Origin of the sequence: Sphingomonas rhamnosi (assembly GCF_036663615.1) — a bacterium.
Lineage (GTDB): Bacteria > Pseudomonadota > Alphaproteobacteria > Sphingomonadales > Sphingomonadaceae > Sphingomonas.
Map to the genome: position 1 here is coordinate 307,118 of NZ_JAXOJJ010000001.1, position 25,406 is coordinate 332,523.

A 25,406-nucleotide genomic window follows, 5' to 3' on the forward strand; every position below is an offset into this window, starting at 1 on the left:
CTGCTCCCCGGCGAAGGCCGGGGCCCAGTTGGGAAGGCAGAGGTAACGAAGCACCGTCCTCGATTACTTCTACCCGCCCAACTGGGCCCCGGCCTCCGCCGGGGAACCCGAGGTTGCAGAACCATGCGTATGGCCTCCACCTACCCCCGGAACAGCCCGCCCAAAACCCCGCGCAGCACCGTCGCGGCCAATCCTCCGCTCGACGACCGTCGCCGTGACGTCCCGAACACCTGCTTGCCGATCTCGTTCGCGACCTGACGCCCGATCGAAGACCCTGCCGCGCGCGTTGCCGAGGTCGCGGCCCTGCTCCACGGCGAATTGGCCGCCTCTCGCGCGTCGTCCTTGCGCTGCGCCGCCTGCTCCCGCGCCGCGACCTTGGCCGCGTTCGCATCCGCCTTGGCCTGCGCTGCCTCCGCCCTTTCGGCCTCGGTCGTGGCCTTGGCCGCTGCCGCCGAAGCCGCCGCCGCCTGCGTTTTCGCCGCGAGCAGCTCTTCTGCCGACTCGCGGTCGATCGCTTCGTCGTAGGTATCGCCGATCGCGTCGGTCTCGATCATCACGCGGCGCTCCTCGGGCGTGATCGGCCCGACTCGGCTTTTGGGCGGTTTGATCAGCGTGCGCTCGACCGGCGTCGGCGACCCGTCCGCCTGCAGCAGCGACACCAGCGCCTCACCGACCTTCAGCTCGGTGATCGCGGTCGCGACATCGACCCCCAGATTCGTGCGGAACGTCTCAGCAGCAGCGCGGACCGCAGCCTGATCGCGCGGCGTGAACGCGCGCAGTGCGTGCTGCACGCGGTTGCCGAGCTGCCCCGCAACCGTGTCGGGAATGTCGATCGGGTTCTGCGTGATGAAATAGATGCCGACGCCCTTCGACCGGATCAGCCTGACGACCTGTTCGATCTTCTCCAGCAGGGCCTTTGGCGCATCGTCGAACAGCAGATGCGCCTCGTCGAAGAAGAAGCAGAGCTTGGGCTTGTCGGGATCACCGACCTCGGGGAGCACCTCGAAGAGCTCGCTCATCAACCACAACAGAAAGGTCGAATACAGCTTCGGACTCGCCATCAGCCGGTCGGCGGCGAGAATATTGACGATCCCGCGGCCATATTCGTCGGTCCGGATGAAGTCGCGCAGCGCGAGCGCTGGCTCGCCGAAGAAATGCTCCGCGCCTTGGGTCCGCAGCTGCAGCAGCGACCGCTGGATCGCGCCGATCGACTGTTTCGAGACATTCCCATAGGTCGTCGTCAGTTCGGCGGCACGCCCGGCGCAATCGACCAGCATGGCCTGCAGATCGTCGAGGTCGAGCAGCAGAAGCCCCTCTGTATCCGCGACGTGGAACGCGATCTGCAGCACGCCTTCCTGCACCTCGTTCAGGTCCATCAGCCGCGCGAGCAGCAACGGCCCCATCTCGCTGATCGTCGTGCGGATCGGGTGGCCCTGTTCGCCGTACAGGTCCCAGAACTGCACCGGGTTGTCGGCATAGGCCCAGTCAGTGTCGCCGATCTCCTTCGCCCGCGCCGCGAACGCCTCGTGCGTTTTCGCGGTCGGCGAACCCGCCATGGCGAGCCCCGACAGGTCGCCCTTCACGTCAGCGACGAAGCACGGCACCCCGTTTGCCGAAAACCCCTCGACGATCCCCTGCAACGTCACCGTCTTGCCGGTGCCGGTCGCGCCCGCGATCAGCCCGTGGCGGTTGGCGCGCTTGAGATCGAGGATCTGGGGCTTGCCGCCACCGGTGCCGATGGAGATGCCGTCGCTCATTGCCGTCTCCGCGTGTTCCGCAAAGGCCTAGCGCGAGGGTGCATGCCGCTCAAAAGAAAAAGGCCGCCGCTCCCCTTCGGGAACGACGGCCCTCGCCTCAAACCTGCTTCGCTGAGATCAGCTCTTGATCTTCAGCGGCACGAACGCGCCCGGACCGCGTCCGCGCTGGACGAGCAGCAACACCTGCGGCCGACCGGCAGCCTTGGCCTGCGTCACCGCCGCCGCGACGTCGGCCGCGGAGCGCACCTGCGCGCCGTTGATCGCGGTGATGACGTCGCCGCGCTTCAGCTTGCCCGCGGCATCGCTTGCCGGATCGACCTGCGCGATCACGACACCCTGCACCGTCGCGTCGACGTTAACCGCGGGCGCACGCGCGATCGCCGGGGTCAGCGGCTGCACCGTCAGCCCCAGCGCGTTGCCGCTGGTCGGCACCACGGCGCTGCCATCGCTGCCATCATCGTCGTCTGCTCCGAAGCCGTCGTCGCCACCGCCGACCAGCGCCGCCAGTGCTTCCTGCGAAGGCCGCGCGGCGACCGTGACGTTGACCGTCGTCGGCCGGCTGTTGCGGATCACATCGAGCCGCGCGACCTGACCGGGTTGCACGTTCGAGACGAGGTAGGACAGCGTCTGGTCCGCGGTCACGTCCTTACCGTTGACCTTGGTCACGACGTCGCCGACCTTCAGGCCACCGCGTGCCGCGGGGCCATCGGGCTCCACGCGCGAGATCAGTTCGCCGCGGTTCTTGGGGATGCCGAGCGCTGCCGCCGCATCCTCGTTCACCGCACCGCCGAGCCCGACGCCCAGATAGCCGCGCTTGATCGAACCGCCCTTCATGAAGGTGTCGATGATCGGCTTGGCCTGCTCCGCCGGGATCGCGAATCCGATGCCGATATTGCCGCCCGACTGGCTGAAGATCTGGCTGTTGATGCCGATCACGTTGCCGTTCAAGTCGAACATCGGGCCACCCGAGTTGCCCTGGTTGATCGACGCGTCGGTCTGGATGAACCGGTCATACGCACCGCCCTGGCCGGTCACGCGGTTGATCGCCGAGATGATCCCCGCGGTCACCGTGCCGCCAAGACCGAACGGCTCACCGATCGCTACCACCCAGTCGCCGACCCGCGCGCGCGACGAATCGCCGAAGCGGACGAACGGCAGGTTCTGCGCGTCGATCTTCAACAGCGCGAGATCCGAATCCGCATCCTGGCCGATAACCTTGGCGGTGTATTCCTTCTTGTCGGTCAACGTGACGGTGATCGAATTGACCGTCGCGCCCTTGGCGCCCGGACGGATCACGTGCGCATTGGTGACGACATAGCCATCGGGCGAAATCAGGAAGCCCGAACCGAGCGAGGCGCCTTCGCGCTTAACCGGGGCACCGCCCTGTCCGCCGCCGCCGCCGAACAGCTCGCCGAACGGCGTGCCCGCGAACGGGTTGGCCTGCGCCTGCTGGACGATCGTCTGCTTGGTCGAAATGTTGACGACCGCTGGCTGCAGCTTGGCGACCATGTCGGCGAAGCTCATCGGCGCGCCGGGCTTGGGCGCAATCGCCTGGATCGCGCCAGGTTCATTCTGCGCGACTTGCGCAGTACCGGGCTGCAACGCGAGAGTCGCGGTCGCACCGCCCAGAAGAAGCGCACTGGTAATGGCGTAGGCGTAACGCACGGGGATGTTGTCCTCTCGTTTCATCGGTCGAAACATGGGGCTGATCGCCAATTCATGCTGAACGATGCTTGAATATGAACGGGTCGTCAGGCGTTCAACGCCCGCGGCCCTCGAATTCCCTGAGATAGCTGTTGTTGGGCGAAAGAATGATCGACGTCGATCCTTCAGGCTTCGTCCCATCCGCGCCGAACGTATGCCGGTACGACTGCATCGCACGGTAGAAGTCGTAAAAGTCGGCGTCCTTGCCGAAGCTTTCGGCGTAGATCCGCGCCGAATCGGCGTCCGCCTGCGCACGCACGATCTGCGCGGCCTTCTGGCCCTGCGCGCGGATCGTGATCGCCTCTTGCTGACGCGCGCTCTGCATCCGCTTCAGCGCACTGTCGAGCGGCAGCCCGACGGGAAGGTTCGCCTGCTTGATCCGGACGTCGACGATTTCGACGCCGTACTGGCTCGCGACCCGCTGCAGCCCAATCTGGATATTGTCCATGAGCTGCCCGCGCTCGGGGCTCAGCAGCTCGACGAACTGTCGCTTGCCGAGCTCGTTGCGCAACGCCGACCCAAAGATCGGCCGCAGCTGGTCGGGAATCCGGTCCTCGCTACCCACCGCGTTGCGCATCTTCCGCGGGTCGACGATCCGATACCGCGCATAGGCGTCGACCTCGAGCCGAAGCTGGTCGGTCGACAGCACCAGCGTGTTGTCGAGCTCCAAATCCTGGACGCGCTTGTCGACCCAGACGATCCGGTCGACGAACGGGATGCGCGCGATGAGGCCCGCGCCGGTCTGCCCGAACGGCACACCCGGCTGCCAGACGTTGACGGTACGGATCGGCTGACCGAACCGCAGGATCACCGCCTGCTTGGTTTCGGGCACGATCGCAAAGGTCGCGGCGGCCAGGATGACCAGCACCAGCGCGACAAACCCCAGAACCACCGGGTTGCGATATAGTGTCGGGTTCACTGTACGCCTCCCGCCTGCGTCGCGGGTGCGATCTCAGGCTCGGGCACACGCTTGGCGTTCGACAGCGGCAGATAGGGCACGACGCCGCCCGGTGTCTCGACGATCGTCTTGTCGCTCTTGGCCAGCACGGCCTCCATGGTCTCGTAATACATGCGGCGACGCGTCACGACCGGCGACAGCTTGTACTGCTCGTACACCTTGTCGAACGACGCCGCTTCGCCCTGCGCGCGGGCGACCACCTGTTGCGCATAGGAGCGCGACTGGTTGAGGTTCGCGACCGCCTCTTGCTGTGCGGCGGTCACCGCGTTGAAATCCTCGACGATCCGTGCGGGCGCGGCGGCCTGCTTGATCGCGACACCCTGGATGCGGACGCCCGACTTATAGTCGTTAAGGATCGACTGAGTCAGTTCGGCCACGCGCTGCTCGATCAGCGTCCGTCCGGCGCCGATCGCCTGGTCGAGCGTCGTCGTCGCGACCACGGCACGCATCGCGCTTTCGGCGGCGGCGCGAACCGTGTCCTGCGGCTGTGCCAGCTGGAACACGAAATCGCGCGGATCGGCGATGTCCCAGCGTACCGAATAGGCCAGGTCGATGATGTTCTGGTCCCCCGTCAGCGTCAGGTTCTCGCCCTCGCCCACGGGAAAATTGTCGGTCCGGATCTTCTGAACGTCGACCACTTCGACATCGGCGAACGGCGCCGGCATCGTGAGACGAAGGCCAGGCTCGAGCGTGCCCGCATATTGGCCGAAATTGGTGACGACGCCGCGTTGCTGCGGGCCGATCTGGTGGATCGAGGTGAACAGGATCCACGCAGCGATGATCACCGCAACGCCGATCAGCCACAATGTCCGTGCGTTGGCACTAGACGGCAGACCACCGAAGTTACCGCCGCCACCCCCACCGCCGTCGCCGGTGTTGCGCGCCTTGCGCAGGAATTCATCGAGCGCACTCGGCTTGGCTACGCCCTTGCGACCGCCCGGCGGTGTCGCCCAGGGATTGCGGGGACCACCCGAATCGCCCCCATCGCCCGATCCGCCCCACGGACCCTTTGGTGTTTCAACGGCGAGGATTTGGGGACGCCGAAGCCAGCGCGAGAAGATCGTCATGTGACCTTTATAAGAAGGCGGCGGAGGAAAAACAGTGCCAAGCGGCACGTACGACCCTATCTGCACCGCCATGATCGACATCGAGGCGGTAAAGGCGGCAGTCGCCGCAGTGGCGGGTGCACGCGCGACGGTGCGTCTGGAAGGCGCGCGGCTGGGCGTGGTGATCGACGCGACCGGCCTGGACCCGCACGCGCGTGACGCGATGGAGGCTATGGTCCGTGCCGCGGCCGCGCTTCCGGGCGTCGCCGAAGTCCGCGTCGCGATGACCGCCGAACGCACCACCCGCCGCCTGATCGCGATCGCCAGCGGCAAGGGCGGCGTCGGCAAATCCACGCTCTCCGCCAACCTAGCTATAGCCTTGTCCAGGGCCGGCCGCCGCGTCGGGCTGGTCGACGCCGACATCTACGGCCCCTCGCAACCGCGATTGATGGGTGTCGAGGGCACCCGCCCGACCGCCAAGGACAAGGTGCTCGACCCGGTCCCGACGCCCTACGGCGTGCCCTTGCTGTCGATGGGCCAGCTCGTCGAACCCGGCCGCGCGCTCGCCTGGCGCGGGCCGATGGCGGCGGGCGCGCTCGGCCAGTTGGTCGAGGCGGATTGGGGGGCGGTCGACACGCTCGTGCTCGACCTGCCGCCCGGCACCGGCGACGTCCAGCTGACGATGGTGCAAAAATACCGCCCCGCCGGCGCGGTGATCGTCTCGACCCCGCAGGATCTCGCGCTGATCGACGCCCGTCGCGCGATCGACCTGTTCGAGAAGGCGGGCATCCCTATCGTCGGGTTGATCGAGAACATGGCCGGTTACGTCTGCCCGCATTGCGGCGAAGCGTCTGATCCGTTCGGCAACGGAGGTGCGGAGGCCGCGGCCGCCGAACTTGGCATCCCGTTCCTCGGCCGCGTGCCGCTGACGATCGCCTTGCGCACCGCCTCCGACGCCGGCCGCCCTCCGGCGGCGGAGCCCGGCGATATGGTGTTCGCGCCGCTCGCCGCTCGGCTCGTCGCATGGCTCAAGACACTGTGAAACCAGACAAGCTTTACCACGTTATCTGATGACCGGTCGTACCTGGCGCGTGAGAAGCCACGGTACGAGCGGACCAGTTTCTCCAATGGAGGCATCGATGCCGCTTACCGCCGATGCCGATATCAAAGCGCTGCTGGAAGGCGCCCGCACCATCGCCCTAGTCGGCGCGTCCGACCGTCCCGATCGCCCGTCCTACGGCGTGATGGCGAAGCTCCAGGCGCACGGCTACCGCGTCATCCCGGTCAACCCGCAGATCACCGGAGAGCATATCCACGGCGAGTTCGTGTTCCGCGACCTCGCACAGCTCGGCGACAGCATCGACATCGTCGATATCTTCCGCAACTCGGCAGCCGCGGGCGAAGCGGTTGACCAGGCGATCGCCGCGGGCGCAAAGTCGGTGTGGATGCAGCTTGGCGTCGTCGACCAGCTTGCCGCCGCGCGCGCCGAAGCCGCCGGGCTTCAGGTCGTCATGGATCGCTGCCCCGCGATCGAGATTCCCCGTCTGGGCATCGCCAAGATAGCGGATCGAGAATGAACCGGTTCGCCCGCTGACGGCGCTGGAGTTCGCTGCGCCGATCGGGCAGCATCGCGCTGTCCGCTGTCGCGAGGTGTCCGATGCTGATCCTTCTCCTGGCGCTTCAAGCCGATGCCGCTACGCTGGTCGACACCGCGCGGCACCTGACCAGTGCCGAGAATCGCTGTGTGTACGATATGAACTCCACCGACATTACCGTCTGCGGGCTGCGCCAGGCCGATCGCTTCCGCGTCCCGCTCGCGACCCAGACGCTCGACCGCCGCGACAACGTCGCCGAACAGCGCGCCGCGCTCACCCATGCGCGCACGCCGATGGAGGATATGGGCCCCTTCCTGGTCGGCGGCGGGTCGGCGGGTGTCCGGGCGACGGTCGGCTTTGGCCCCGGCGAGGGATCGGGAGACACGCATGTGGGCGGCATGCGCACGCCCGCACCGTGACCGCCCCATGCCGATAGCCATCGCGCTTCTGCTGCTCGCACAGGCGGCGCCGGCCGCGCCCGAGCGCTTCTCGATCCTCGTCGACCCGTGCGCCAGCGCCAGCGACGACAAAGGCACCGACATCATCGTCTGCGGCCGCCCCGAAAAGATCACCCCGCGGCTGCCCTTGCGCGACTTTCGGGGCGTGCCCGACCGGCCGGTACCGTCCAACCCTGACATGCTCGCCTCGGTCGCGCTCGACGGCAAGGCGGCCGGCAACGAATGCGGCGCCTATGGCGAGGACTGTCCCGTCGGCCTCGGCGGCTATGCGCTCCCGGTGATCGTCAACGGCGCCGTCGGGCTGGTGAAGAGCGCGCTTGCGAAAAAGCCGGACAAGCGCGGCCGCGTGCCCATCCTGCTCGACGATCCCGCACCGCCTAAGCCCGCGCCCTGAAGCCTTGGTTCACCGCCGCCCGCGATACGCCGGCAACGCGAGGTGATACCGGATCGCCGCCGCGCGTAACGCGAACCCCGCGCTGGCGCCGATCACCGCCGCCCAGGCGGTCGGCACGCCGATCAATACCAGCGCGACATAGGTCGCCGACGACAGCGCCGCTGCGGTCACGTACAGTTCCGGTCTCATCAGGATCGACGGCTCCCCGGCCAGCATGTCGCGGATGATCCCGCCGACGCACGCGGTCACCACGCCCATCACCGCCGCGGGCACCGGCGGGATGCCGTAACGCATCGCCTTGGCGGCGCCGTACACGGCATAGGCGGCTAGGCCGACCGCATCGAACCAGTCGAGCGCCTCGTCCTTCCACCAGCGCTCGGGCGTCGTCCAGATCAGCATCGCGATTGCCAGGCAGACCGCCGCCGCGCGCGCGTCGTGCACCCAGAATACCGGCGCGCCGATCAGGAGGTCGCGGACCGTTCCCCCGCCGACCCCGGTGATGAGCGCGAAGAACGCGAGCGTGACTGCGGTTTGCCCCCGCTTCGCCGCCGCCAGCGCGCCCGAGGCAGCGAACACCGCTAGCCCCGCGAGATCGGCCCAGGGCGCAGCAACGGGCAGGATGGTCACGGGAAGGATCGGCGTCGGCAGCATTCGCAACGACATAGACCAGATCAATCGTGCGCGCGACGGAACGCTTTGGCTTTCTGAACGTGCGGTTGTTTCAGGTTCATGCAACCGCCGCTATCCAGACAACGTTACGGACACAGTTCTTTTCTGAATGGGAGTATGAATATGCGTAAGATGATCCTCGCCCTCGGCTGCACCGCGATGGTCCTGCCGACGATGCTGGTCCCGGTTTCGTCCGCCGAAGCGCGTCGCGAATGGCGCGGTCGCGATGGCCGTACCTATTGCAAGAAGAGCAACGGCACGACCGGCACGATCATCGGCGGCGTCGGCGGCGCATTGCTCGGCCGCACGGTCGACACTCGCGGCGACCGTACGGTCGGCACGCTGGGCGGCGCGGTCCTCGGCGGTCTCGCCGGTCGCGCGGTCGACAAGAGCACGAGCAACAACAACCGTCGCTGCCGTTAATCGGCACGGCCTGGCACAGCCGGGCGACGGAACAATCGGGGGGCTCGCGAGATCATCGCGAGCGCCCCTTTTCATTTGGAGATAGTCATGACGACACGCAGCGGTTCGGCAAAATATGAAGGCCTGGGCAAGGACGGCAAGGGTCACGTCTCGACACAGTCCGGCGTGCTCTCCGACACGGCCTACGGCTTCGGCACGCGATTCGGCGACGAGCCCGGCACCAACCCCGAAGAGCTGATCGCCGCCGCGCATGCGAGCTGCTTCACGATGGCGCTGAGCTTCGCGCTCGCCGGCAAGGGCTATGCCGCCGGTACGCTCGAAACCAGCGCAAAGGTGACGCTCGACAAGGACGGCGACGGGTTCACGATCACCAAGTCGGCACTCACGCTGAACGCGCAGGTCGACGGCATCACGCCTGAGGAATTCAAAACGATCGCCGCGGACGCCAAGGCGAACTGCCCGGTCTCGAAGGTACTCAACTGCGACATCACGCTCGATCACACGCTGGCGTAAAATCGACCGTTCCCCCGCGAAAGCGGGGGTCCAGGGTCAGGCAGCGCAACGCTCGCGACCCTTGGGCTCCCGCGTTCGCGGGAGAACGAAAATCAGATGATCCCGCCGCCCAGCATCAGCCGCAGCGCGAAGATGATGATCAGCACGATATTGAGGTTGCGCCCGGCATTGCCCGACGACAGCGCACCCACGGCTGCGCCGACGATCCCGATCGGGATCACCAGCCAGTTCATCCACCCCAGCAAGGGAATGAACGCGACCAGCCCCAGCGCGAGCGTGACGAGGCCGATGAGGATCGAGACGAGGTTCAACATGCGCGGAATATGGCGCACGGATCGGCCAGCGGCAAGTATCACCCCATATCGGATCCATACGCTTTCTTGACGGTCCGCGGCTATGCTCGGCGGATGAAACCGATTCGCGCCTTCCCCCTGCTCGCGCTGCCCTTGGCCCTGATCGCCTGCGGCAAGACGCCCGACAATCAGCAGGATCTCAATAGCCTCGACGCCGAGCTGACCAACGCCAGCGGCAACGCCCGTGATCCGGCGCTGACCGCAGCGCTCGCCGACCAGATCATGGTCGACCCAAAGCTCGCGCAGTCGTCGAACGGCAACGCGGTCCGCCCACCACCGCGGCCCGACGGCGGCGCGGTACCGCCCGAGGATGTCGCGACTCGGACCGACCCGATCGACCCCGCGACGCTGAAAAAGGCGCCCGCCGCCGATGCCAACTGCCCCGAGTGCAAAGCCGCCAAGGGTGCTTTGACGCTGGGCGCCCTCGCCGAGCGACAGGCCAATCGACGCACCGCGGCCTGCGCCGGCGCGATCGGCTACAGTGCCGGTTGGGCGAACCGCCTGCCCGCTGCGCTGCCACTCTACCCCGATGCACGCCTGTCCGAAGCCGCCGGCGCCGACGACAACGGCTGCCGCCTGCGCATCGTCAGCTTCAACAGCAATGCGGGCGTCGACCGGCTGATCGACTATTACTACACCAAGACGACCGCGGCGGGATATTTGGCCGGTCACCGGACCGACGGCGCGCAGCACGTGCTGGGCGGTACCCGCGGCGAGGACGCCTATGTCGTCTACGTGACGGCGCGACAGGGCGGCGGCAGCGACGTCGACCTGGTTTCCAACGCGGGTACCTGAACGGTGATCTGACGCACCGCTTCCGAAAGCCTGCGATTCGCGCTAGGGGGCGCGCATGTCTCTCCTGTATGTCATGCTCGGCGGCGCGTTCGGCTCCGGCGCGCGCTATCTGACGGGCCGCGCGACGCTGTCGCTGTTCGGACCCGATTTCCCCTATGGCACACTGGCCGTGAACCTGATCGGCGGGCTGCTGATGGGTGCCCTGGTCGGCATGCTTGCGCGCGTGTCCAATGGCGGCGAGACGTGGCGGCTGCTGCTCGGCGTCGGCGCGCTCGGCGGCTTCACCACCTTCTCCAGCTTCTCGCTCGACGCGGTGACGATGATCGAACGCGGCCAGATGGGTGTCGCGCTCGGCTATGTCCTGGTCTCCGTGATCGGGTCGATCGCTGCACTGTTCGCCGGCCTGACGCTCGCCAGGACCGTCGCATGACCGCGGGACGCAGCGACAGCCAGGACGCCGGCGTGCGCGAATTCAACGTCGGGTTCGACGACGACGGCATCCGCCTCGACCGCTGGTTCAAGCGACATCTGCCCGACACCAGCTACACCACGGTCGCGATGTGGGCGCGCACCGGCCAGCTCCGCGTCGACGGCGCGCGAGCGACTCCGGGTGACCGCATCGCCGCCGGCCAGATGCTGCGCGTGCCGCCACCCGAGGCGGACAAGGCTACCGCCGACGTCGACAAGCCCAAACGCGTGCGCGAGCGCGTGATCCTGTCCGACGAGGAAACCGAAGCCGCGCAGGCAATGGTGATCCACAAGGATTTCCAGGCCTTCGTCCTCAACAAGCCCCCCGGCCTCGCGACGCAGGGCGGCACCAAGACGATCCAGCATGTCGACGGCCTGCTCGACGCGCTGCAATATGACAACGAGGGGCGTCCGAAACTCGTCCACCGGCTCGACAAGGACACGTCGGGCGCGCTGCTCGTCGCGCGCACCAGCCGCGCCGCGGCGTTCTTCGCGAAAGCCTTTTCGGGGCGCACCGCGCGGAAAGTCTATTGGGCGCTGGTGGTCGACGTGCCGTCGATCGAGGACGGCATGATCGAACTGCCGATCGCGAAACAGCCCGGCACCGGCGGCGAGAAGATGCACGTCGACGAGGCCGAGGGCGCGCCCGCGCGCACCCGATACCGCGTGATCGAGCGCGCCGGCAACCGCGCCGCCTGGGTCGAGCTGCAGCCCTTCACCGGCCGCACGCACCAGCTGCGCGTGCATATGGCGGCGATCGGCCATCCGATCGTCGGCGACGGCAAATATGGCGGCGCCGCGGCGTTCCTGACCGGTGGCATTTCCCGGAAAATGCATCTGCATGCGCGCCGCATCAAGGTCGACCATCCCGATGGCGGCGCGATCGACGTGACTGCCGACCTGCCGACGCATTTCGCCGAGAGCCTCGTCCAGCTGGGCTTCGACGAGAAGCTCGGCGACGCGCTGGTGCTCGAGGAAAAGACACCGATGTCCAAGGAGCAGCTGAAAAGCCGCGCCAAGGCGCACTCGAAGGTCATGCGCAAGGAACATCGCGGCGAACGTCGCGGCCGCGGCGCGCAGGACGACAAGCCCCGCGCCGGCGCGCGCACCGGGGGCGCAAAGGCCGGCAAGCCCGGCGGCGTGAAGCCCAAAGGCGCGCCGAAACGCTGAGCTTCACCTGTTCCCCGGCGAAGGCCGGGGCCCAGGTGGGAAGGTTGATGTGACGGAGCGCCGTCGGTCGTCACGACAGTTTCCCAACTGGGCCCCGGCCTTCGCCGGGGAACTTAGTCTTTTGACATGCACCTGCCGTGCTCACGCGTTGACTGTCCCCGCGCATCTTCTACCAGAAGACCATGTCCATCCGCCTAGCCGTGTTCGATTGCGACGGGACGCTCGTCGACAGCCAGGCGAACATTTGCGTCGCGTGCGAGACCGCGTTCACCGATTTCGGGCTGCAGCCCCCGCCGCGCGCGGCGATCCGCCGGATCGTCGGGCTGAGCCTGGTCGAGGCGATGCGAGTCCTCGTCCCCGACGCCGACGAACCGACGCACCGCGCGCTCGCCGAACGCTACAAGGATGCGTTCCGTGCGATGCGGTCCAGCGGCACGCTGATCGACGAACCGCTGTTCGACGGCATCGTCGACGTGCTGCGGACGCTGGTCGAGCACGGCTGGGTGCTCGGCGTCGCCACCGGCAAGTCGGATCGCGGGCTCGCGCATGTGCTCGAGCATCACGGCATCGCCGATCGGTTCGTGACGCTGCAGACCGCCGACCGGCACCCATCGAAACCCGATCCGACGATGCTCCTCGCGGCGATGACCGAGGCAGGCGCGCGGGCTGAGGAGACGGCGATGATCGGCGACACCAGTTTCGACATGGCGATGGCGCGGGCGGCCGGTGTGCGCGCGGTCGGCGTCGCCTGGGGCTATCACGGCGTCCACGAACTGTCCGACGCCGGCGCGCATGTCGTCGCACAGGCGGTCGCAGAGCTGCCCCGGCTGGTGGTGAAGCCATGAGCGACAAGGCGCAGGGCCGTTGGCTGGCGCTTGTCGGCGTCCGCATCGCCGGCACGGCGGGCGCGATGCTCGGCCTCATCTTGATCGCTCGCGCCTATGCCTGGCAGCAAAAGGCGCTCGGCGTCGCGATCGTGCTGTCCGCGCTGCTGCTGATCGCCGTCGTTCCGAAGGCGCTCGCGCATCGCTGGCGGACCCCCGACGCATGAAGCGATTCTGGACCGAGGTCGCGATCGACCATGCCCGGGTCGTCACGCTCGACGGGAAACCGGTACGCACCCCCGGCCGCCGCCCGCTCGCGCTGCCGACCGATGCGCTGGCCAAGGCGGTCGCGGCGGAATGGCGCGCGGTCGGCACCGATATCGATCCGCGGACGATGCCGCTGACCGGCCTTGCCAACGCGGCGACCGATCCGATCGCCGCCGACCCGATCGCGTTCGCGGCAGGACTCGCGCGCTACGCGGAAAGCGACCTGCTGTGTTACCGGTCGGAGGGGCCGCCGCCGCTGGTCGAGCGGCAGGCCGCGGCTTGGGATCCGCCGCTCGACTGGGCCGCGACGCGGTACGACGTCCATTTCGCGGTGACCGCAGGCGTCATGCACGTGCCGCAGCCACCCGCGACGATCGCGCGGCTGAGCGCGGCGGTGGCGGCATTCGACAGTTTCGCGCTGGCCGGGCTGTCGCCGGTGGTAACGCTGACCGGTTCGCTGGTGATCGCGCTGGCGCTGATCGAGCAGCATATCGATGCCGATACTGCTTGGGCAGCGGCCGGGATCGACGAGGACTGGTCGGTCGAAATGTGGGGCGAAGACTGGCAGGCGGCGCAGTCGCGGGCCGCGAAACGCCGCGAGTTCGATTGCGGCGTACAATTCTTAGGATTGCTGCGCCAACCCTAACCGTCCGCCGCGAAGGCACGAGAACAGCTAGCGCGTCAGCCGCCGGATGAACCCGATCAACCCCTGCTGCCGCGACCGCTTGAGCCGCTCGGCCGCCAGGATCGTTTTCACACCGCGAATGCAGCTGTCGACGTCGTCGTTGACCAGCACATAATCATAGCCATCCCAGTGGCTGACCTCGTTCGCCGCGCGCGCCATCCGGGCCTCGATGACCTCGGTCGAATCGGTCCCGCGGCTCGTCAGGCGCCGGTGAAGCTCCTCCATCGAGGGCGGGAAGATGAAGACGCGCACCACGTCGGCGCCGGAGATCTGGAACAGCTGCTGCGCGCCCTGCCAGTCGATGTCGAACAGCACGTCCTTGCCGGCGTCGAGCATCGCTTCGACCTGCCCCCTGGGCGTGCCGTAGCGATGGTTGAAGACGTGCGCCCATTCCAAGAACTCGTCCTCCGCGACCATACGGCGGAATTCTTCCAGGTCGACGAAGTGGTAATCCTTGCCCTCGACTTCGCCGGGACGCATCGGCCGCGTGGTCGCGGACACCGACATGGCGAGTTCGGGTTCATCGGCCAGCAACCGGCGGGCGATTGTCGACTTGCCGGCACCCGAGGGTGAAGACAGGACGAACAACACGCCGCGACGTCGAAAGCCATGCAGTTCGGACTGGGTGGTATGAGGCATGCGCGCCTTTGGCGCGGGCCGCCCATAGGCGTCAACCCATGCACGGCCCGCGCTACGTCATTCACCCCTGCGTTCAGTAGCCGTTCTTGCGCGCCTTATTGCGGTCATAGGCCTTTTTGGCCGCATAGCCGCCACCGAGAACGAGCCCCAGCGGCCCCATACGCCGCATCACGCTCATCGCCACAACGCCTGCAATCGCGCCCTTGGTGCCGCTGCCGCCTTCGCGCCGGCTCATCTCGCGGCCGACCAATGCGCTGACAATCCGTCCGATCATGAATTCACCTCGCCAAAAACCTGGTCCTTGAGCTCGCCGATACCACGGAGCACCGCCCAGCCGATCGCATAGGTCACTGCCATAGGCACGACGACCTTCAGCACGTTCGCGGTGACCGCGCCGATGATCGCGCCATCGGCATTGCCGTCTTCGCCGCTCATCGAATCGATCCCGGCGCCGATCAGCGCGCCTATCGTCGTTGCACCCATGTCCGTTTCCCTTTTTGCTGGGGGGATAGCGAAGGAACGGCGCGGATGTTCCCACCCCGTCATGCCGGACGTGTTCCGGCATCCATGGCGCCGCGTACTCTCCGGCCTTTGGTCATGCGGAGGGATGGCCCCCGGACCAAGTCCGGGGTGACGAAGCGTCACCGCCCCAGCATATCCTCGGGCCGCACCACGCGGTCGAACGTCTCGGCATCGACCAGTCCGAGCGCCAGCCCCGCCTCCTTCAGCGTCAGCCCTTCGGCGTGCGCATGCTTGGCGATCTTCGCGGCGTTATCGTAGCCGATCTCCGGCGCCAGCGCGGTGACGAGCATCAGCGAGCGGTCGACCAGCTCCGCGATCCGCCCACGATTGGGTTCGATCCCGTCGACGCAGCGCTCGGCAAACGATTCCATCGCCACGCTCAGCAGATCGATCGAGCGCAGCACGTTCGCGCCGATCAGCGGCTTGAACACGTTGAGCTCCAGATGCCCCTGCATCCCACCAACGGTGATCGCCATGTGATTGCCGATCACCTGGGCCGCCACCATCGTCAGCATCTCGCACTGCGTCGGATTGACCTTGCCCGGCATGATCGAGCTGCCGGGCTCGTTGGCGGGCAGATCGAGCTCCCCCAGCCCCGACCGCGGCCCCGACCCAAGCAGCCGGATGTCGTTGGCGATCTTGGTCAGCGCGACCGCGAGGCTGTTGAGCCGCCCCGAAAAATCCACCAGCGTGTCGTTGGACGCCAGCGCCTCGAACTTGTTGGGCGCGGACTCGAACGCGAAGCCGGTCAGCGCGCTGACTTCCGTCGCGAACGCCTCACCGAACCCCGCCGGCGCGTTCAGCCCGGTGCCGACCGCGGTGCCGCCCTGCGCCAGCCGTGCCAGCGCGTGCGTGACGAACGGCTCGATCCGCACCCGCGCCAGCCGCAGTTGCGCGCCATACCCCGAAAACTCCTGCCCGAGCGTCAGCGGCGTCGCGTCCTGCAAATGGGTACGACCGATCTTCACGATATCGTCCCACGCCGCCGCTTTCGCGAACAGCGCGTCCTCGAGCCGCTGGAGCGCGGGCAACAACCGCTTCTCCGCCGCCAGCGCCGCGGCGATGTGCAGCGCGGTCGGGAAACTGTCGTTCGACGACTGGCTCATATTGACGTCGTCGTTCGGATGGATCGGCGCTTTGCCGCCCCGCGTCCCCGTCAGCACCTCGTTGGCGCGGCCGGCGATCACCTCGTTGACGTTCATGTTCGACTGCGTGCCGCTGCCGGTCTGCCAGATCACCAGCGGGAACTGATCGTCGAGTTTCCCCGCGACGATCTCCGCGGCCGCCGCCTCGATCGCATCGGCCTTTGCGGCCGACAGGCCATGCGCCCGGTTCACCCGCGCCGCCGCCTGCTTCACCAGCGCCAGCGCGTGGACGATCTCGATCGGCATCCGCTCGCGCGCGCCGAACGGGAAATTCTCGATCGATCGCTCGGTCTGCGCGCCCCAATAGGCGTCGGCGGGGACTTCGATCGGGCCGAGCGAGTCGGTTTCGGTGCGGGTCTGGGTCATGGCAACCCTACGCGGTCACCCCGGACTTGTTCCGGGGGCGCGGCATCACTTCTTCCGCTTGAAGTCCACACTGACGACATTGGAGCCATCCTCGACCGGCGTCACCGTCGGTCCGTCATTCTCGGCCGCATCATGCCCGCCGGGGCCGTCGTCCGGCCCCTCCTGTGCCTGGAAGCGCAGCTCGAAGCTGACCGCCGGGTCCTGGAACCCCGTGATCGCCGAGTACGGAATGACCAGCTTCGACGGCACCTGGTTGAAGCTCAGTCCGATCGAGAAGCGCGTGTCGTCGACGACCAGGTCCCAATAGCGGTTCTGCATGACGATCGTCATCTCGTCGGGAAACCGCTCGATCAGCCGCTTGGGGATGTCGACACCGGGCGCCTGCGTCTTGAAGGTGATGTAGAAATGATGCTCGCCGGGCAGCCCGCCGGCCTCCGCGACCGAACCAAGCACGCGGCCGACCACGGCACGCAGGGCTTCCTGGACGATCTCGTCGTACGGAATCAGACTATCGGTAAGGCCATCACTCATGCCCCCTTGGGTAGCGCCATTCGATTGGGGGTCAAGATTGCATGCGCCGACGGGTGCGTTATGGGGGGTCCATGCGCACCGCCACCATCTCTCGCTCCACCGCCGAGACGGCGATCGACGTCACCGTCACGCTCGACGGCACCGGCGTCTACGACGTCTCGACCGGCGTCGGCTTCTTCGATCACATGCTCGAACAGCTCTCGCGCCATTCGCTGATCGACCTCACCGTCCGCACCAAGGGCGATTTGCACATCGACGAGCACCACACCGTCGAGGATACCGGCATCGCGATCGGCCAGGCCTTCGCGCAGGCGCTCGGCGACAAGCGCGGCATCACGCGCTACGGCGACGCGCTGAGCCCGATGGACGAGACGCTGACCCGGGTGGCGCTCGATATCTCGGGCCGGCCATGGCTGGTGTGGAAGGACCTGTTCTCGCAGTCGCGCCTCGGCGGGATGGACACCGAGATGTTCGAACATTTCTTCCACAGCTTCGCGCAGGCCGCCGGCATCACGCTGCACGTCGAGACGCTGTACGGCACCAACAACCACCACATCGCCGAAGCCGCGTTCAAGGGCGTCGCGCGCGCGCTGCGCACCGCGATCGAGATCGACCCGCGCAAGGCCGACGCGATCCCGTCGACGAAGGGGATGCTTTGACCCTCGCGCTCATCGATTACGGCGCCGGCAACCTCCACTCGGTCGAAAACGCGCTGCGCACCGCGGGCTGCACCGACCTGGTCGTGACCGCGGACGCCGATGTCGTCGCGAAGGCCGACCGCATCGTCCTGCCCGGCGTCGGCGCGTACGGCGCCTGCGCGGCGGCGCTGCGCGCGGTCCCCGGCATGGTCGAGGCGATGAACCGCCGCGTCCGCACCGACGGCGCGCCGTTCCTCGGCATCTGCGTCGGCATGCAGCTGATGGCGGATGCCGGCGAGGAAATGGGCACGCATGCCGGACTCGGCTGGATCCACGGCCGCGTCCGCCGCCTCGAACCCGACACGATGGAAGCCAAAGTCCCGCACATGGGCTGGAACGACGTCGTCCCTCGTACCACGCATTCGCTCGTCGAACCTGGCGAAGCCTATTTCCTGCACAGCTACGCCTATGAGGGCGACGACGTGATCGCGACCACCGACCATGCCGGCGCCGTCACCGCGGCAATCGGTCGCGACACGATGATCGGCGTGCAGTTCCACCCCGAAAAGAGCCAGCGCTACGGCCTGGCGCTGCTGGAAAGATTTCTGGCATGGGCGCCGTAGAGAAACCCGTCACCCCAGCGAAGGCTGGGGTCTCTCAGAATCGCGAGCACGCCCTTGCCGCACAAGACCCCAGCCTGCGCTGGGGTGACGAGCTGGAACGAAATTCATGACCCTTATCGTCTTCCCCGCCATCGACCTCAAGGGCGGCCAGGTCGTCCGCCTCGCCGAGGGCGATATGGACCGCGCCACCGTCTATGGCGACGATCCCGCCGCACAGGCGATGCTGTTCGCGGAACAGGGCGCCGAGTACCTCCACGTCGTCGATCTCGACGGCGCGTTCGCCGGTGCCTCGGTCAACGGCGACGCGGTCCGCGCGATCGTTTCGCAATTTCCCGGCCATGTGCAGCTCGGCGGCGGCATCCGCACCCGCGCCAGCGTCGAGGGCTGGTTCGACCTCGGCGTCTCGCGCGTCGTGATCGGCACCGCGGCGCTCGAGGATCCCGATTTCGTCCGCGGCGTGGCCAAGGATTTCCCCGGCGGCATCGTCGTCGCGGTCGACGCGAAGGACGGCATGGTCGCCACCAAGGGCTGGGCCGACGTCTCGACCACCACCGCGGTCGATCTTGCCCGCCGCTTCGAGGATGCGGGCGTTGCGTCGCTCCTCTTCACCGACGTGGGCCGCGACGGCATGCTGAAGGGCTGCAACGTCGAAGCAACCGTCGACCTGGCCCGCTCGGTCGACATCCCCGTAATCGCGAGCGGCGGCGTCAAGGGCATCGCCGAGATCCACGTCCTCGCCCTTCACGCCCGAGACGGCATCGAAGGCGTCATCACCGGCCGCGCACTGTACGACGGCCGCCTCGACCTAGCCGCAGCGCTTTCCGTAGCCTCCGCCGCATGATGGTCCACGCGGAGGCGCGGAGACGCGGAGAGTCTAGCGCCGCAGGCAGGAACGGGTTCGCGCAGAGACGCAGAGACGCAGAGAGTAGGAAATCGCTCTGTACTCCCCTTCTCTCTCTCTGCGTCTCTGCGCCTCTGCGCGAAATATCCTTCTTGGCGGCTTCGCCGCCCCTCCGCGTCTCCGCGCCTCCGCGTGAAACCCCCTTCCGGACCCAAGCATGACCGTCAGAGCCCGCGTCATCCCCTGCCTCGACGTCGCCGACGGCCGCGTCGTGAAGGGCGTGAACTTCGTCGAACTCCGCGACGCCGGCGACCCCGTCGAGCAGGCCCGCGCCTATGACGCCGCCGGCGCCGACGAGCTCTGCTTCCTCGACATCGGCGCCTCCCACGAAGGCCGCGGCACGATCCTTGACGTCGTCAGCCGGACCGCCGCGGTCTGCTTCATGCCGCTGACCGTCGGCGGCGGCGTGCGCACCGCAAACGACGCCCGCGCGCTGCTGCTCGCCGGCGCCGACAAGGTCGCGGTCAATTCCGCCGCAGTCGAGCGCCCCGAACTCGTCGCCGACATCGCCGAACGCTTCGGCAGCCAGTGCTGCGTCGCGAGCGTCGACGCCCGCCGCGTCGCCGACGGCTGGGAGGTCTTCACGCATGGCGGCCGGCGCGCGACCGGGATCGACGCAGTCGCGCACGCGCTCCGATTAGCGGAACTCGGCGCGGGCGAACTGCTCGTCACATCGATGGACCGCGACGGCACGCGCAGCGGCTACGATCTCGACCTGATCCGCGCAATCGCCGACCGCGTCAGCGTGCCCGTGGTCGCCAGCGGCGGCGTCGGCGGGCTCGACGATCTGGTCGCCGGCATCCGCGACGGCCATGCCAGCGCGGTACTCGCCGCGTCGATCTTCCATTTCGGCCAGGCGTCGATCGGCGACGCGCACGCGGCGCTGGCCGCGGCGGGAATCGCGGTTCGCGAGCCTCTCCGCTAACCGTTCCCCCGCTTCCACGGGGAAACCGAAGAGGTTACGCAGGGCCATGATCGCCGTCCCCCTCCTCGCCGCATCCGGGCACAGCGGCACCATTCACCCCCGCACCGCCCCCGAACTCTCCGACATCGCGCTGTTCGTCGTCGCGGTCGCCGCGATCTGGTTCGTCCGCCGCGCGATGCGCCGTCGTTTCGACAAGCGTCCGGTCGACAAGGATTGACGCTCCGCTCCCGCTGCGCCAGCAGGCGGGCATGGCCGACCCCGTATTTGACCGCCTCGAAGCAACGATCCGCGCACGCCGCGATGCCCCCGAAGACGCGTCCTACACCGCCAGCCTGTTCGCGAAGGGCCGTCCGAAGATCGCACAGAAGCTCGGCGAGGAAGCGGTGGAGACGGTGATCGCCGCTTGTTCGGGCGACGAGGCGAGCATCGTCCCCGAAGCCGCGGACCTGATGTTCCACCTCGCGGTGCTGCTGGCCGACGCAGGGTTGAGTCTGGACGACATCCGCGCCGAACTCGAACGCCGCGAGGGCATTTCGGGCCACGACGAAAAGGCTAGCCGGACCGCTTAGTTCGTCATGCCGGACTTGTTCCGGCATCCATGGTGCAGCAAACCGGGACCGTGAGTTGCGCGGCACGATGGACCCCGGAACACGTCCGGGGTGACGGAGCGCGCGCCGAGAGGACCGCAGCGATGCCGATCGACGCCACCCAGCCTTACGACGACCAGAACATCTTCGCCAAAATCCTCCGCGGTGAAATCCCCGCGACGCGAATCTACGACGACGACTTCGCAATCGCCTTCCCCGACATCAACCCGCAGGCCCCGACGCATATCCTCGTGACCCCCAAGGGCGCCTATGTCTCGTGGGACGATTTCTCCGCCCGCGCATCCGACTCTGAGGTCGCCGGATTCATCCGTGCGGTCGGCGCCGTCGCGCGCGCGGCAGGACTGGTCGAACCGGGGTATCGCCTGCTCGCCAATATCGGGCGGGATGGCCACCAGGAAGTGCCGCACCTGCACGTTCATGTCTTTGGCGGCGCCCCGCTCGGCCCCATGCTGGCGCGATAGGCCAGCTTCGCGCCACTAAAGCATTGCACGTAATAAAATTGCCATTAGGCTCGCAGGGCATAAGCCTGGGGTCGCTCGCGGCCCCGCATATATCCCCAGGGGAACCGCATTGATCTTTGGTCGCGTAAAGTCGCTGGATGCCATTCTGGCAACCGCTGAAAAGAAGGGGCTGCACCGATCGCTCGGCGCATTCCAGCTGACGCTGCTCGGCGTCGGCGCGGTCATCGGCACGGGTATCTTCGTGCTGACGTCGGAGGCCGCGCAAAAGGCCGGCCCCGGCATGCTGCTCAGCTTCGTCGTGGCCGGTTTCGTCTGCGCGGTCGCCGCGCTCTGCTATTCCGAACTCGCCTCGATGGTGCCGGTGTCGGGCTCCGCCTATACCTACACCTATGCGGTGACCGGCGAGATTCTCGCCTGGATGGTCGGCTGGGCGCTGATCCTCGAATACGCGGTCGGCGCGAGTGCGGTCGCGGTCGGCTGGTCGAACCACCTCGCCGGGCTGCTCGACGGGATCGGCATCCATATCCCCAGCGCCCTGCGCAACGCCGACGCGTTGATGGCACATGCACAGGTCGCGTTCGGTGCGACGCCCAATGTCGATCTGCAGACCGCGATGACCGTCGGCGGGTTCGTAAACCTGCCCGCGGTGATCATCATCGGCCTAGTCACCTGGCTGCTCGTTGTCGGCACGACCGAGAGCGCGCGCGTCAACGCGGTGCTGGTGCTGATCAAGATCGCCGCGCTGACCGCGTTCATCGCGCTCACCATCCCCGTGCTCAAGGCCGAGAATTTCGATCCGCTGCTCCCTTACGGCGTCGGCAATCCGCTGAGCTCGTCGGGCGTCGGCGTACTCGGCGCCGCAGCGTCGATCTTCTTCGCCTATGTCGGCTTCGACGCGGTCTCGACCGCCGCCGAGGAAACCAAGAACCCGCAGCGCAACGTCCCGATCGGCCTGATCGGCAGCCTCGCGATCTGCACGATCTTCTACCTGCTGGTCGCCAGCGGCGCGATCGGCGCGATCGGCGCGCAGCCGGTGACGGGCAGCGACGGCAGCGTCCTGACCCCGGGCTCGGCCGAAATGGCCGGCCGCTGCGCCGCGATCGTCGCCAGCGGTGCGATGGAGCCCCTGGTCTGCTCGAAGGAGGCGCTGGTCCATGTGCTTCAGGTCATCAACTGGCCGATCATGGGTCGCTTGGTCGGCCTCGCCGCCGTGCTTGCGCTGCCCTCGGTCGTGCTGATGATGATGTTCGGCCAGACTCGCGTGTTCTTCACCATGGCGCGCGACGGCCTGCTGCCCAGCCGCCTCGCATCGATCCACCCGAAGTTCCGCACGCCGCATGTCGTCACCGTCGTCACCGGCGTGGCCGCGGCGATCGCAGCGGCAGTGCTGCCGGTCGGCAAGCTCGCCGACTATTCGAATGCGGGCACGCTGTTCGCGTTCATGATGGTGGCGATTTCGGTGATGGTCTTGCGCCGTACCGATCCGGGCCGTCGCCGCCCGTTCCGCACTCCCGCGGTGTGGATCGTCGCGCCGCTTGCGATCATCGGCTGCGTCGGGCTGTACCTGTCGCTGCCGCTGACTGCGAAGCTGGTCCTGCCGGGCTGGGGCGCGATCGGGCTGTTGATCTACTTCCTCTACAGCCGCAGCCGCAGCCATGTCGGTCGCGGTTACGAGGACGATGTTGCCGATCCCAACATGCAACCCGAACTGGCACGCCCGCTCGACTGATCCGAGCGCGAGCCAAGCGAAAAGGGCCGCCGGCGTATCCGCCAGCGGCCCTTTTTTTGTCCTGAAAATCCTCCCCCGGGAGAGGGAGGATTTAGCTCAGCCCAGCTTCTCGCTCGCCAGCGCCTTCAGATCGACATTCGGCCGCGCGCCGTAATGCGAGATGATCTCCGCCGCACAGATCGACCCGAGCGTCAGCGACTCCTCGAGCGTCTTGCCCTGCGCCTGCCCGTGCAGGAAGCCCGCCGCGAACAGGTCGCCAGCGCCGGTGGTGTCGACGACCTTGTCGATCGGCTGCGCCTTGACCGACACGCGCGTGCCGCCCTGCACCGCGCAGGCGCCGTGCGCACCGCGGGTGGCGACCAGAGTCGGCACCTGCACCGCGATCTTGGCGAGTGCCGCCTCGTAATCGTCGGTCTGCGCGAGCGCGGTCAGCTCGGCCTCGTTGGCGAACATGATGTCGACCAGCCCGTCGGCGATCAGCGCGCGGAAATCGTCACCGTGCCGGCCGATGCAGAAGGTGTCGCTCAGCGTGAACGCGACCTTGCGCCCCGCCTTACGCGCGATGTCGATGCCGGCGCGCATCGCTGCGCGCGGCTCTTCGGGATCCCACAGATAGCCCTCGAGATACAGGATCGCGGCGTCGGCGATCAGCTCGGCATCGAGCGCGGCGGCGGGCAGGAACTGCGACGCCCCCAGGAACGTGTTCATCGTCCGCTGGCCATCGGGCGTGACGAAGATCAGGCAGCGCGCGGTGGTCGGGTCGCCCGCGCGGACCGCGGTGTCGAAGCGGATGCCGACGCTGCGGACGTCATGCGCGAACACCTGTCCGAGCTGGTCGTCGGCGACCTGGCCGATGAAGCCGCACTTGCCGCCCAGCGAAGCGATGCCGGCCACGGTATTCGCCGCCGAGCCTCCCGAAACCTCGCGGCCCGGGCCCATCTTCGCATACAGCGCGTCCGCCTCTTCGGGCGAGAACATCAGCTGCATCGACCCCTTGGTCACGCCGATCTCTTCGATGAACGCGTCGTCGCAGGTGCTGAGGATATCGACGATGGCGTTGCCGATCGCGACGACGTCGTATTTGGGGGTGCTCAAGGGGGCGTGCTCCGGTGCAGCGGGAAAGCTCCGCCGTAATTGGCAGGGGCCAAGTGCGCAACTCCGCGGACCGAACCGTTTTCGCGGGAGAACTGGACGCGCGGGCAACGGCGCGTCATCCCTCCCGCATGATCCGCGCTTTCCTCCTTTCGCTCGCCCAGCTCGGCGACCCGCCGGTGCTGCGCGTGTTCGCCAAGTCGATGGCGGTGACCCTGCTGGTCTTCGCCGCGCTCGGCGTCGGGGTCTGGTGGGCGACGCGCGCCATGGTCGGCGCCGACGGCATCGCCGCCGCGGTCGCGCTGGCGGCCACGATCCTCGCGTTGTGGCTGCTGTTCCGCGCGGTCGCGATCGCGGTGGTCGGGATATTCGCCGACGAGGTCGTCGCCGCGGTCGAGGCGCGGCACTATCCCGCCGCACTGGCCACCTCCCGCCCGGTGCCGTTCCACCGCGGGCTCGTCATGGGCCTCACCTCGGCGGCGCGCGTGATCGGCGTCAACGCGCTGATGCTGCCGGTCTACGCCGCGCTGCTGGTGACCGGCATCGGCACCGCCGCGGCGTTCTTTGTCGTCAACGGCTGGCTGCTAGGCCGCGATCTCGGCGACATGGTCGCGGCGCGCCACATGGACGCCGCGGCGATGCGGGGCTGGCGTGCGACGACCAAGGCGCCACGCTTCCTGCTGGGTCTTGCGAACACCGCCCTGTTCGTGGTTCCGGTGCTCAACATCGCCGCCCCCGTGCTGGGGGCGGCAATGGCGACGCATTTCTTCCACAAGGATCGGCCATGAAGCGGTTTGTGACGGGCCTCGCGCTCTTGAGCGGCCTTGCCGGCTGTGCCGTCCCCGCGGCAAAGCCCGCGCTGGGGCCCGCAGCGATCCCCTATACCAGCGTCGGGCTGGAACGCGTGCTGGGGCAGGACGCCGCGGGGCTTATCCGCCTGTTCGGCCAGCCCGATGCCGACGTCCGCGAAGGCGGCGCACGCAAACTCCAGTTCGAAAGCGGCATCTGCGTGCTCGATGCCTATCTCTACCCCAAGGGGTCGGACGCGCCCAAGGTCACCTATATCGACGCGCGCGAGCCCGACGGCAGCACGATCGATCGCGCGAGTTGCGTTGCCGCACTCACCCGGCGCGACGGCGGGCGCTGA

At 67.7% G+C, this 25,406-nt stretch carries 34 protein-coding genes; 22 read left to right on the forward strand and 12 right to left on the reverse strand.

The window, feature by feature from the left end:
* Positions 1-140: 140 nt before the first annotated feature.
* From U1701_RS01525 to hflK, 4 genes are all read right to left on the reverse strand, one after another.
* On the reverse strand, positions 141-1,757 hold the full coding sequence (locus tag U1701_RS01525; RefSeq protein ID WP_332780766.1) for a helicase HerA-like domain-containing protein: 1,617 nt from the start codon (positions 1,755-1,757) through the stop codon (positions 141-143).
* A 117-nt stretch (positions 1,758-1,874) separates the two neighbouring features.
* Positions 1,875-3,422 carry a Do family serine endopeptidase gene (locus U1701_RS01530; protein WP_332781423.1) on the reverse strand — a complete coding sequence of 516 codons (1,548 nt, stop codon included), beginning with the start codon at positions 3,420-3,422 and terminating at the stop codon, positions 1,875-1,877.
* Between the two features lie 94 nt (positions 3,423-3,516).
* Positions 3,517-4,380 carry a protease modulator HflC gene (gene hflC, locus U1701_RS01535; protein WP_443025976.1) on the reverse strand — a complete coding sequence of 288 codons (864 nt, stop codon included), beginning with the start codon at positions 4,378-4,380 and terminating at the stop codon, positions 3,517-3,519.
* On the reverse strand, positions 4,377-5,486 hold the full coding sequence (hflK, locus tag U1701_RS01540; protein ID WP_332780768.1) for a protease modulator HflK: 1,110 nt from the start codon (positions 5,484-5,486) through the stop codon (positions 4,377-4,379). Before hflK ends, hflC begins: the two co-directional genes overlap by 4 nt.
* Positions 5,487-5,556: 70 nt before the next feature.
* Between hflK and U1701_RS01545 the strand changes: the two genes are divergently transcribed.
* The 4 genes from U1701_RS01545 (at position 5,557) to U1701_RS01560 (ending at position 7,912) form a co-directional block, all read left to right on the forward strand.
* Positions 5,557-6,507 (forward strand): Mrp/NBP35 family ATP-binding protein, encoded by a 951-nt coding sequence (locus U1701_RS01545; protein ID WP_332780769.1) that lies wholly within the window; start codon positions 5,557-5,559, stop codon positions 6,505-6,507.
* A 97-nt stretch (positions 6,508-6,604) separates the two neighbouring features.
* Positions 6,605-7,042: a CoA-binding protein gene (locus U1701_RS01550; RefSeq protein ID WP_332780770.1), complete on the forward strand. Its 438-nt coding sequence runs from the start codon at positions 6,605-6,607 to the stop codon at positions 7,040-7,042.
* A gap of 80 nt (positions 7,043-7,122) precedes the next feature.
* Complete coding sequence (locus U1701_RS01555; protein ID WP_332780771.1) at positions 7,123-7,479, forward strand: hypothetical protein; 357 nt, start codon at positions 7,123-7,125, stop codon at positions 7,477-7,479.
* A gap of 7 nt (positions 7,480-7,486) precedes the next feature.
* Positions 7,487-7,912, forward strand: coding sequence for a hypothetical protein (locus U1701_RS01560; protein ID WP_332780772.1), 426 nt, complete (start codon positions 7,487-7,489; stop codon positions 7,910-7,912).
* A 9-nt stretch (positions 7,913-7,921) separates the two neighbouring features.
* On the opposite strand, the gene U1701_RS01565 is transcribed toward U1701_RS01560, so the two are convergent.
* The gene (locus tag U1701_RS01565; RefSeq protein ID WP_332780773.1) at positions 7,922-8,563 is read right to left on the reverse strand and encodes a trimeric intracellular cation channel family protein; all 642 of its coding nucleotides are present in this window, start codon (positions 8,561-8,563) and stop codon (positions 7,922-7,924) included.
* Positions 8,564-8,704: 141 nt separating this feature from the next.
* On the opposite strand from U1701_RS01565, the gene U1701_RS01570 reads away from it, so the two are divergent.
* Positions 8,705-9,004 (forward strand): glycine zipper 2TM domain-containing protein, encoded by a 300-nt coding sequence (locus tag U1701_RS01570; protein ID WP_332780774.1) that lies wholly within the window; start codon positions 8,705-8,707, stop codon positions 9,002-9,004.
* 87 nt (positions 9,005-9,091) lie between these two features.
* Positions 9,092-9,517, forward strand: a complete 426-nt coding sequence (locus tag U1701_RS01575) for an OsmC family protein (RefSeq protein WP_332780775.1) — start codon at positions 9,092-9,094, stop codon at positions 9,515-9,517.
* Between the two features lie 92 nt (positions 9,518-9,609).
* On the opposite strand, the gene U1701_RS01580 is transcribed toward U1701_RS01575, so the two are convergent.
* Positions 9,610-9,831 (reverse strand): hypothetical protein, encoded by a 222-nt coding sequence (locus U1701_RS01580; RefSeq protein ID WP_332780776.1) that lies wholly within the window; start codon positions 9,829-9,831, stop codon positions 9,610-9,612.
* 93 nt (positions 9,832-9,924) lie between these two features.
* Here U1701_RS01580 and U1701_RS01585 point away from each other — a divergent pair, with 93 nt between their 5' ends.
* The 6 genes from U1701_RS01585 to U1701_RS01610 all read left to right on the forward strand — a co-directional run bounded on the left by U1701_RS01585 (position 9,925) and on the right by U1701_RS01610 (position 14,040).
* Positions 9,925-10,665 (forward strand): hypothetical protein, encoded by a 741-nt coding sequence (locus U1701_RS01585; RefSeq protein ID WP_332780777.1) that lies wholly within the window; start codon positions 9,925-9,927, stop codon positions 10,663-10,665.
* Positions 10,666-10,720: 55 nt separating this feature from the next.
* Positions 10,721-11,095 (forward strand): fluoride efflux transporter CrcB, encoded by a 375-nt coding sequence (gene crcB, locus U1701_RS01590; protein WP_332780778.1) that lies wholly within the window; start codon positions 10,721-10,723, stop codon positions 11,093-11,095.
* Positions 11,092-12,303: an RluA family pseudouridine synthase gene (locus U1701_RS01595; RefSeq protein WP_332780779.1), complete on the forward strand. Its 1,212-nt coding sequence runs from the start codon at positions 11,092-11,094 to the stop codon at positions 12,301-12,303. Before crcB ends, U1701_RS01595 begins: the two co-directional genes overlap by 4 nt.
* A 182-nt stretch (positions 12,304-12,485) precedes the next feature.
* The gene (locus U1701_RS01600; protein ID WP_332780780.1) at positions 12,486-13,148 is read left to right on the forward strand and encodes an HAD-IA family hydrolase; all 663 of its coding nucleotides are present in this window, start codon (positions 12,486-12,488) and stop codon (positions 13,146-13,148) included.
* Positions 13,145-13,354 (forward strand): hypothetical protein, encoded by a 210-nt coding sequence (locus U1701_RS01605; protein ID WP_332780781.1) that lies wholly within the window; start codon positions 13,145-13,147, stop codon positions 13,352-13,354. Before U1701_RS01600 ends, U1701_RS01605 begins: the two co-directional genes overlap by 4 nt.
* Positions 13,351-14,040, forward strand: coding sequence for an ATP12 family chaperone protein (locus tag U1701_RS01610; protein WP_332780782.1), 690 nt, complete (start codon positions 13,351-13,353; stop codon positions 14,038-14,040). The genes U1701_RS01605 and U1701_RS01610 overlap by 4 nt, the downstream gene beginning before the upstream one ends.
* 27 nt (positions 14,041-14,067) lie before the next feature.
* Here the strand turns inward: U1701_RS01610 and gmk are convergent, their stop codons facing one another.
* The 5 genes from gmk to U1701_RS01635 all read right to left on the reverse strand — a co-directional run bounded on the left by gmk (position 14,068) and on the right by U1701_RS01635 (position 17,282).
* Positions 14,068-14,718, reverse strand: a complete 651-nt coding sequence (gmk, locus tag U1701_RS01615; RefSeq protein WP_332780783.1) for a guanylate kinase — start codon at positions 14,716-14,718, stop codon at positions 14,068-14,070.
* Between the two features lie 73 nt (positions 14,719-14,791).
* Complete coding sequence (locus U1701_RS01620; protein ID WP_332780784.1) at positions 14,792-14,992, reverse strand: hypothetical protein; 201 nt, start codon at positions 14,990-14,992, stop codon at positions 14,792-14,794.
* Positions 14,989-15,201 (reverse strand): hypothetical protein, encoded by a 213-nt coding sequence (locus U1701_RS01625; RefSeq protein ID WP_332780785.1) that lies wholly within the window; start codon positions 15,199-15,201, stop codon positions 14,989-14,991. The genes U1701_RS01620 and U1701_RS01625 overlap by 4 nt, the downstream gene beginning before the upstream one ends.
* 158 nt (positions 15,202-15,359) lie before the next feature.
* A complete protein-coding gene (gene fumC, locus U1701_RS01630; protein WP_332780786.1) occupies positions 15,360-16,751 on the reverse strand; it encodes a class II fumarate hydratase in 1,392 nt (463 codons plus the stop codon).
* A gap of 45 nt (positions 16,752-16,796) precedes the next feature.
* Positions 16,797-17,282: an SspB family protein gene (locus U1701_RS01635; RefSeq protein ID WP_332780787.1), complete on the reverse strand. Its 486-nt coding sequence runs from the start codon at positions 17,280-17,282 to the stop codon at positions 16,797-16,799.
* 71 nt (positions 17,283-17,353) lie between these two features.
* On the opposite strand from U1701_RS01635, the gene hisB reads away from it, so the two are divergent.
* The 8 genes from hisB to U1701_RS01675 all read left to right on the forward strand — a co-directional run bounded on the left by hisB (position 17,354) and on the right by U1701_RS01675 (position 23,167).
* A complete protein-coding gene (gene hisB, locus U1701_RS01640; protein WP_332780788.1) occupies positions 17,354-17,941 on the forward strand; it encodes an imidazoleglycerol-phosphate dehydratase HisB in 588 nt (195 codons plus the stop codon).
* Positions 17,938-18,543, forward strand: coding sequence for an imidazole glycerol phosphate synthase subunit HisH (hisH, locus tag U1701_RS01645; RefSeq protein WP_332780789.1), 606 nt, complete (start codon positions 17,938-17,940; stop codon positions 18,541-18,543). The genes hisB and hisH overlap by 4 nt, the downstream gene beginning before the upstream one ends.
* 106 nt (positions 18,544-18,649) lie before the next feature.
* Positions 18,650-19,384 (forward strand): 1-(5-phosphoribosyl)-5-[(5-phosphoribosylamino)methylideneamino]imidazole-4-carboxamide isomerase, encoded by a 735-nt coding sequence (gene hisA / locus U1701_RS01650; protein WP_332780790.1) that lies wholly within the window; start codon positions 18,650-18,652, stop codon positions 19,382-19,384.
* A 217-nt stretch (positions 19,385-19,601) separates the two neighbouring features.
* Positions 19,602-20,369, forward strand: a complete 768-nt coding sequence (gene hisF / locus U1701_RS01655; RefSeq protein WP_332780791.1) for an imidazole glycerol phosphate synthase subunit HisF — start codon at positions 19,602-19,604, stop codon at positions 20,367-20,369.
* A gap of 46 nt (positions 20,370-20,415) precedes the next feature.
* A complete protein-coding gene (locus U1701_RS01660; protein WP_332780792.1) occupies positions 20,416-20,586 on the forward strand; it encodes a hypothetical protein in 171 nt (56 codons plus the stop codon).
* A gap of 31 nt (positions 20,587-20,617) precedes the next feature.
* Positions 20,618-20,938 (forward strand): phosphoribosyl-ATP diphosphatase, encoded by a 321-nt coding sequence (locus U1701_RS01665; RefSeq protein ID WP_332780793.1) that lies wholly within the window; start codon positions 20,618-20,620, stop codon positions 20,936-20,938.
* A gap of 122 nt (positions 20,939-21,060) precedes the next feature.
* The gene (locus U1701_RS01670) at positions 21,061-21,438 is read left to right on the forward strand and encodes an HIT domain-containing protein (RefSeq protein ID WP_332780794.1); all 378 of its coding nucleotides are present in this window, start codon (positions 21,061-21,063) and stop codon (positions 21,436-21,438) included.
* Between the two features lie 109 nt (positions 21,439-21,547).
* The gene (locus U1701_RS01675; RefSeq protein ID WP_332780795.1) at positions 21,548-23,167 is read left to right on the forward strand and encodes an amino acid permease; all 1,620 of its coding nucleotides are present in this window, start codon (positions 21,548-21,550) and stop codon (positions 23,165-23,167) included.
* A gap of 96 nt (positions 23,168-23,263) precedes the next feature.
* Here U1701_RS01675 and U1701_RS01680 read toward each other — a convergent pair whose 3' ends face one another.
* Positions 23,264-24,262 (reverse strand): adenosine kinase, encoded by a 999-nt coding sequence (locus U1701_RS01680; RefSeq protein WP_332780796.1) that lies wholly within the window; start codon positions 24,260-24,262, stop codon positions 23,264-23,266.
* A gap of 128 nt (positions 24,263-24,390) precedes the next feature.
* Between U1701_RS01680 and U1701_RS01685 the strand changes: the two genes are divergently transcribed.
* Positions 24,391-25,047, forward strand: coding sequence for an EI24 domain-containing protein (locus U1701_RS01685; protein ID WP_332780797.1), 657 nt, complete (start codon positions 24,391-24,393; stop codon positions 25,045-25,047).
* A complete protein-coding gene (locus U1701_RS01690) occupies positions 25,044-25,406 on the forward strand; it encodes a hypothetical protein (protein WP_332780798.1) in 363 nt (120 codons plus the stop codon). Before U1701_RS01685 ends, U1701_RS01690 begins: the two co-directional genes overlap by 4 nt.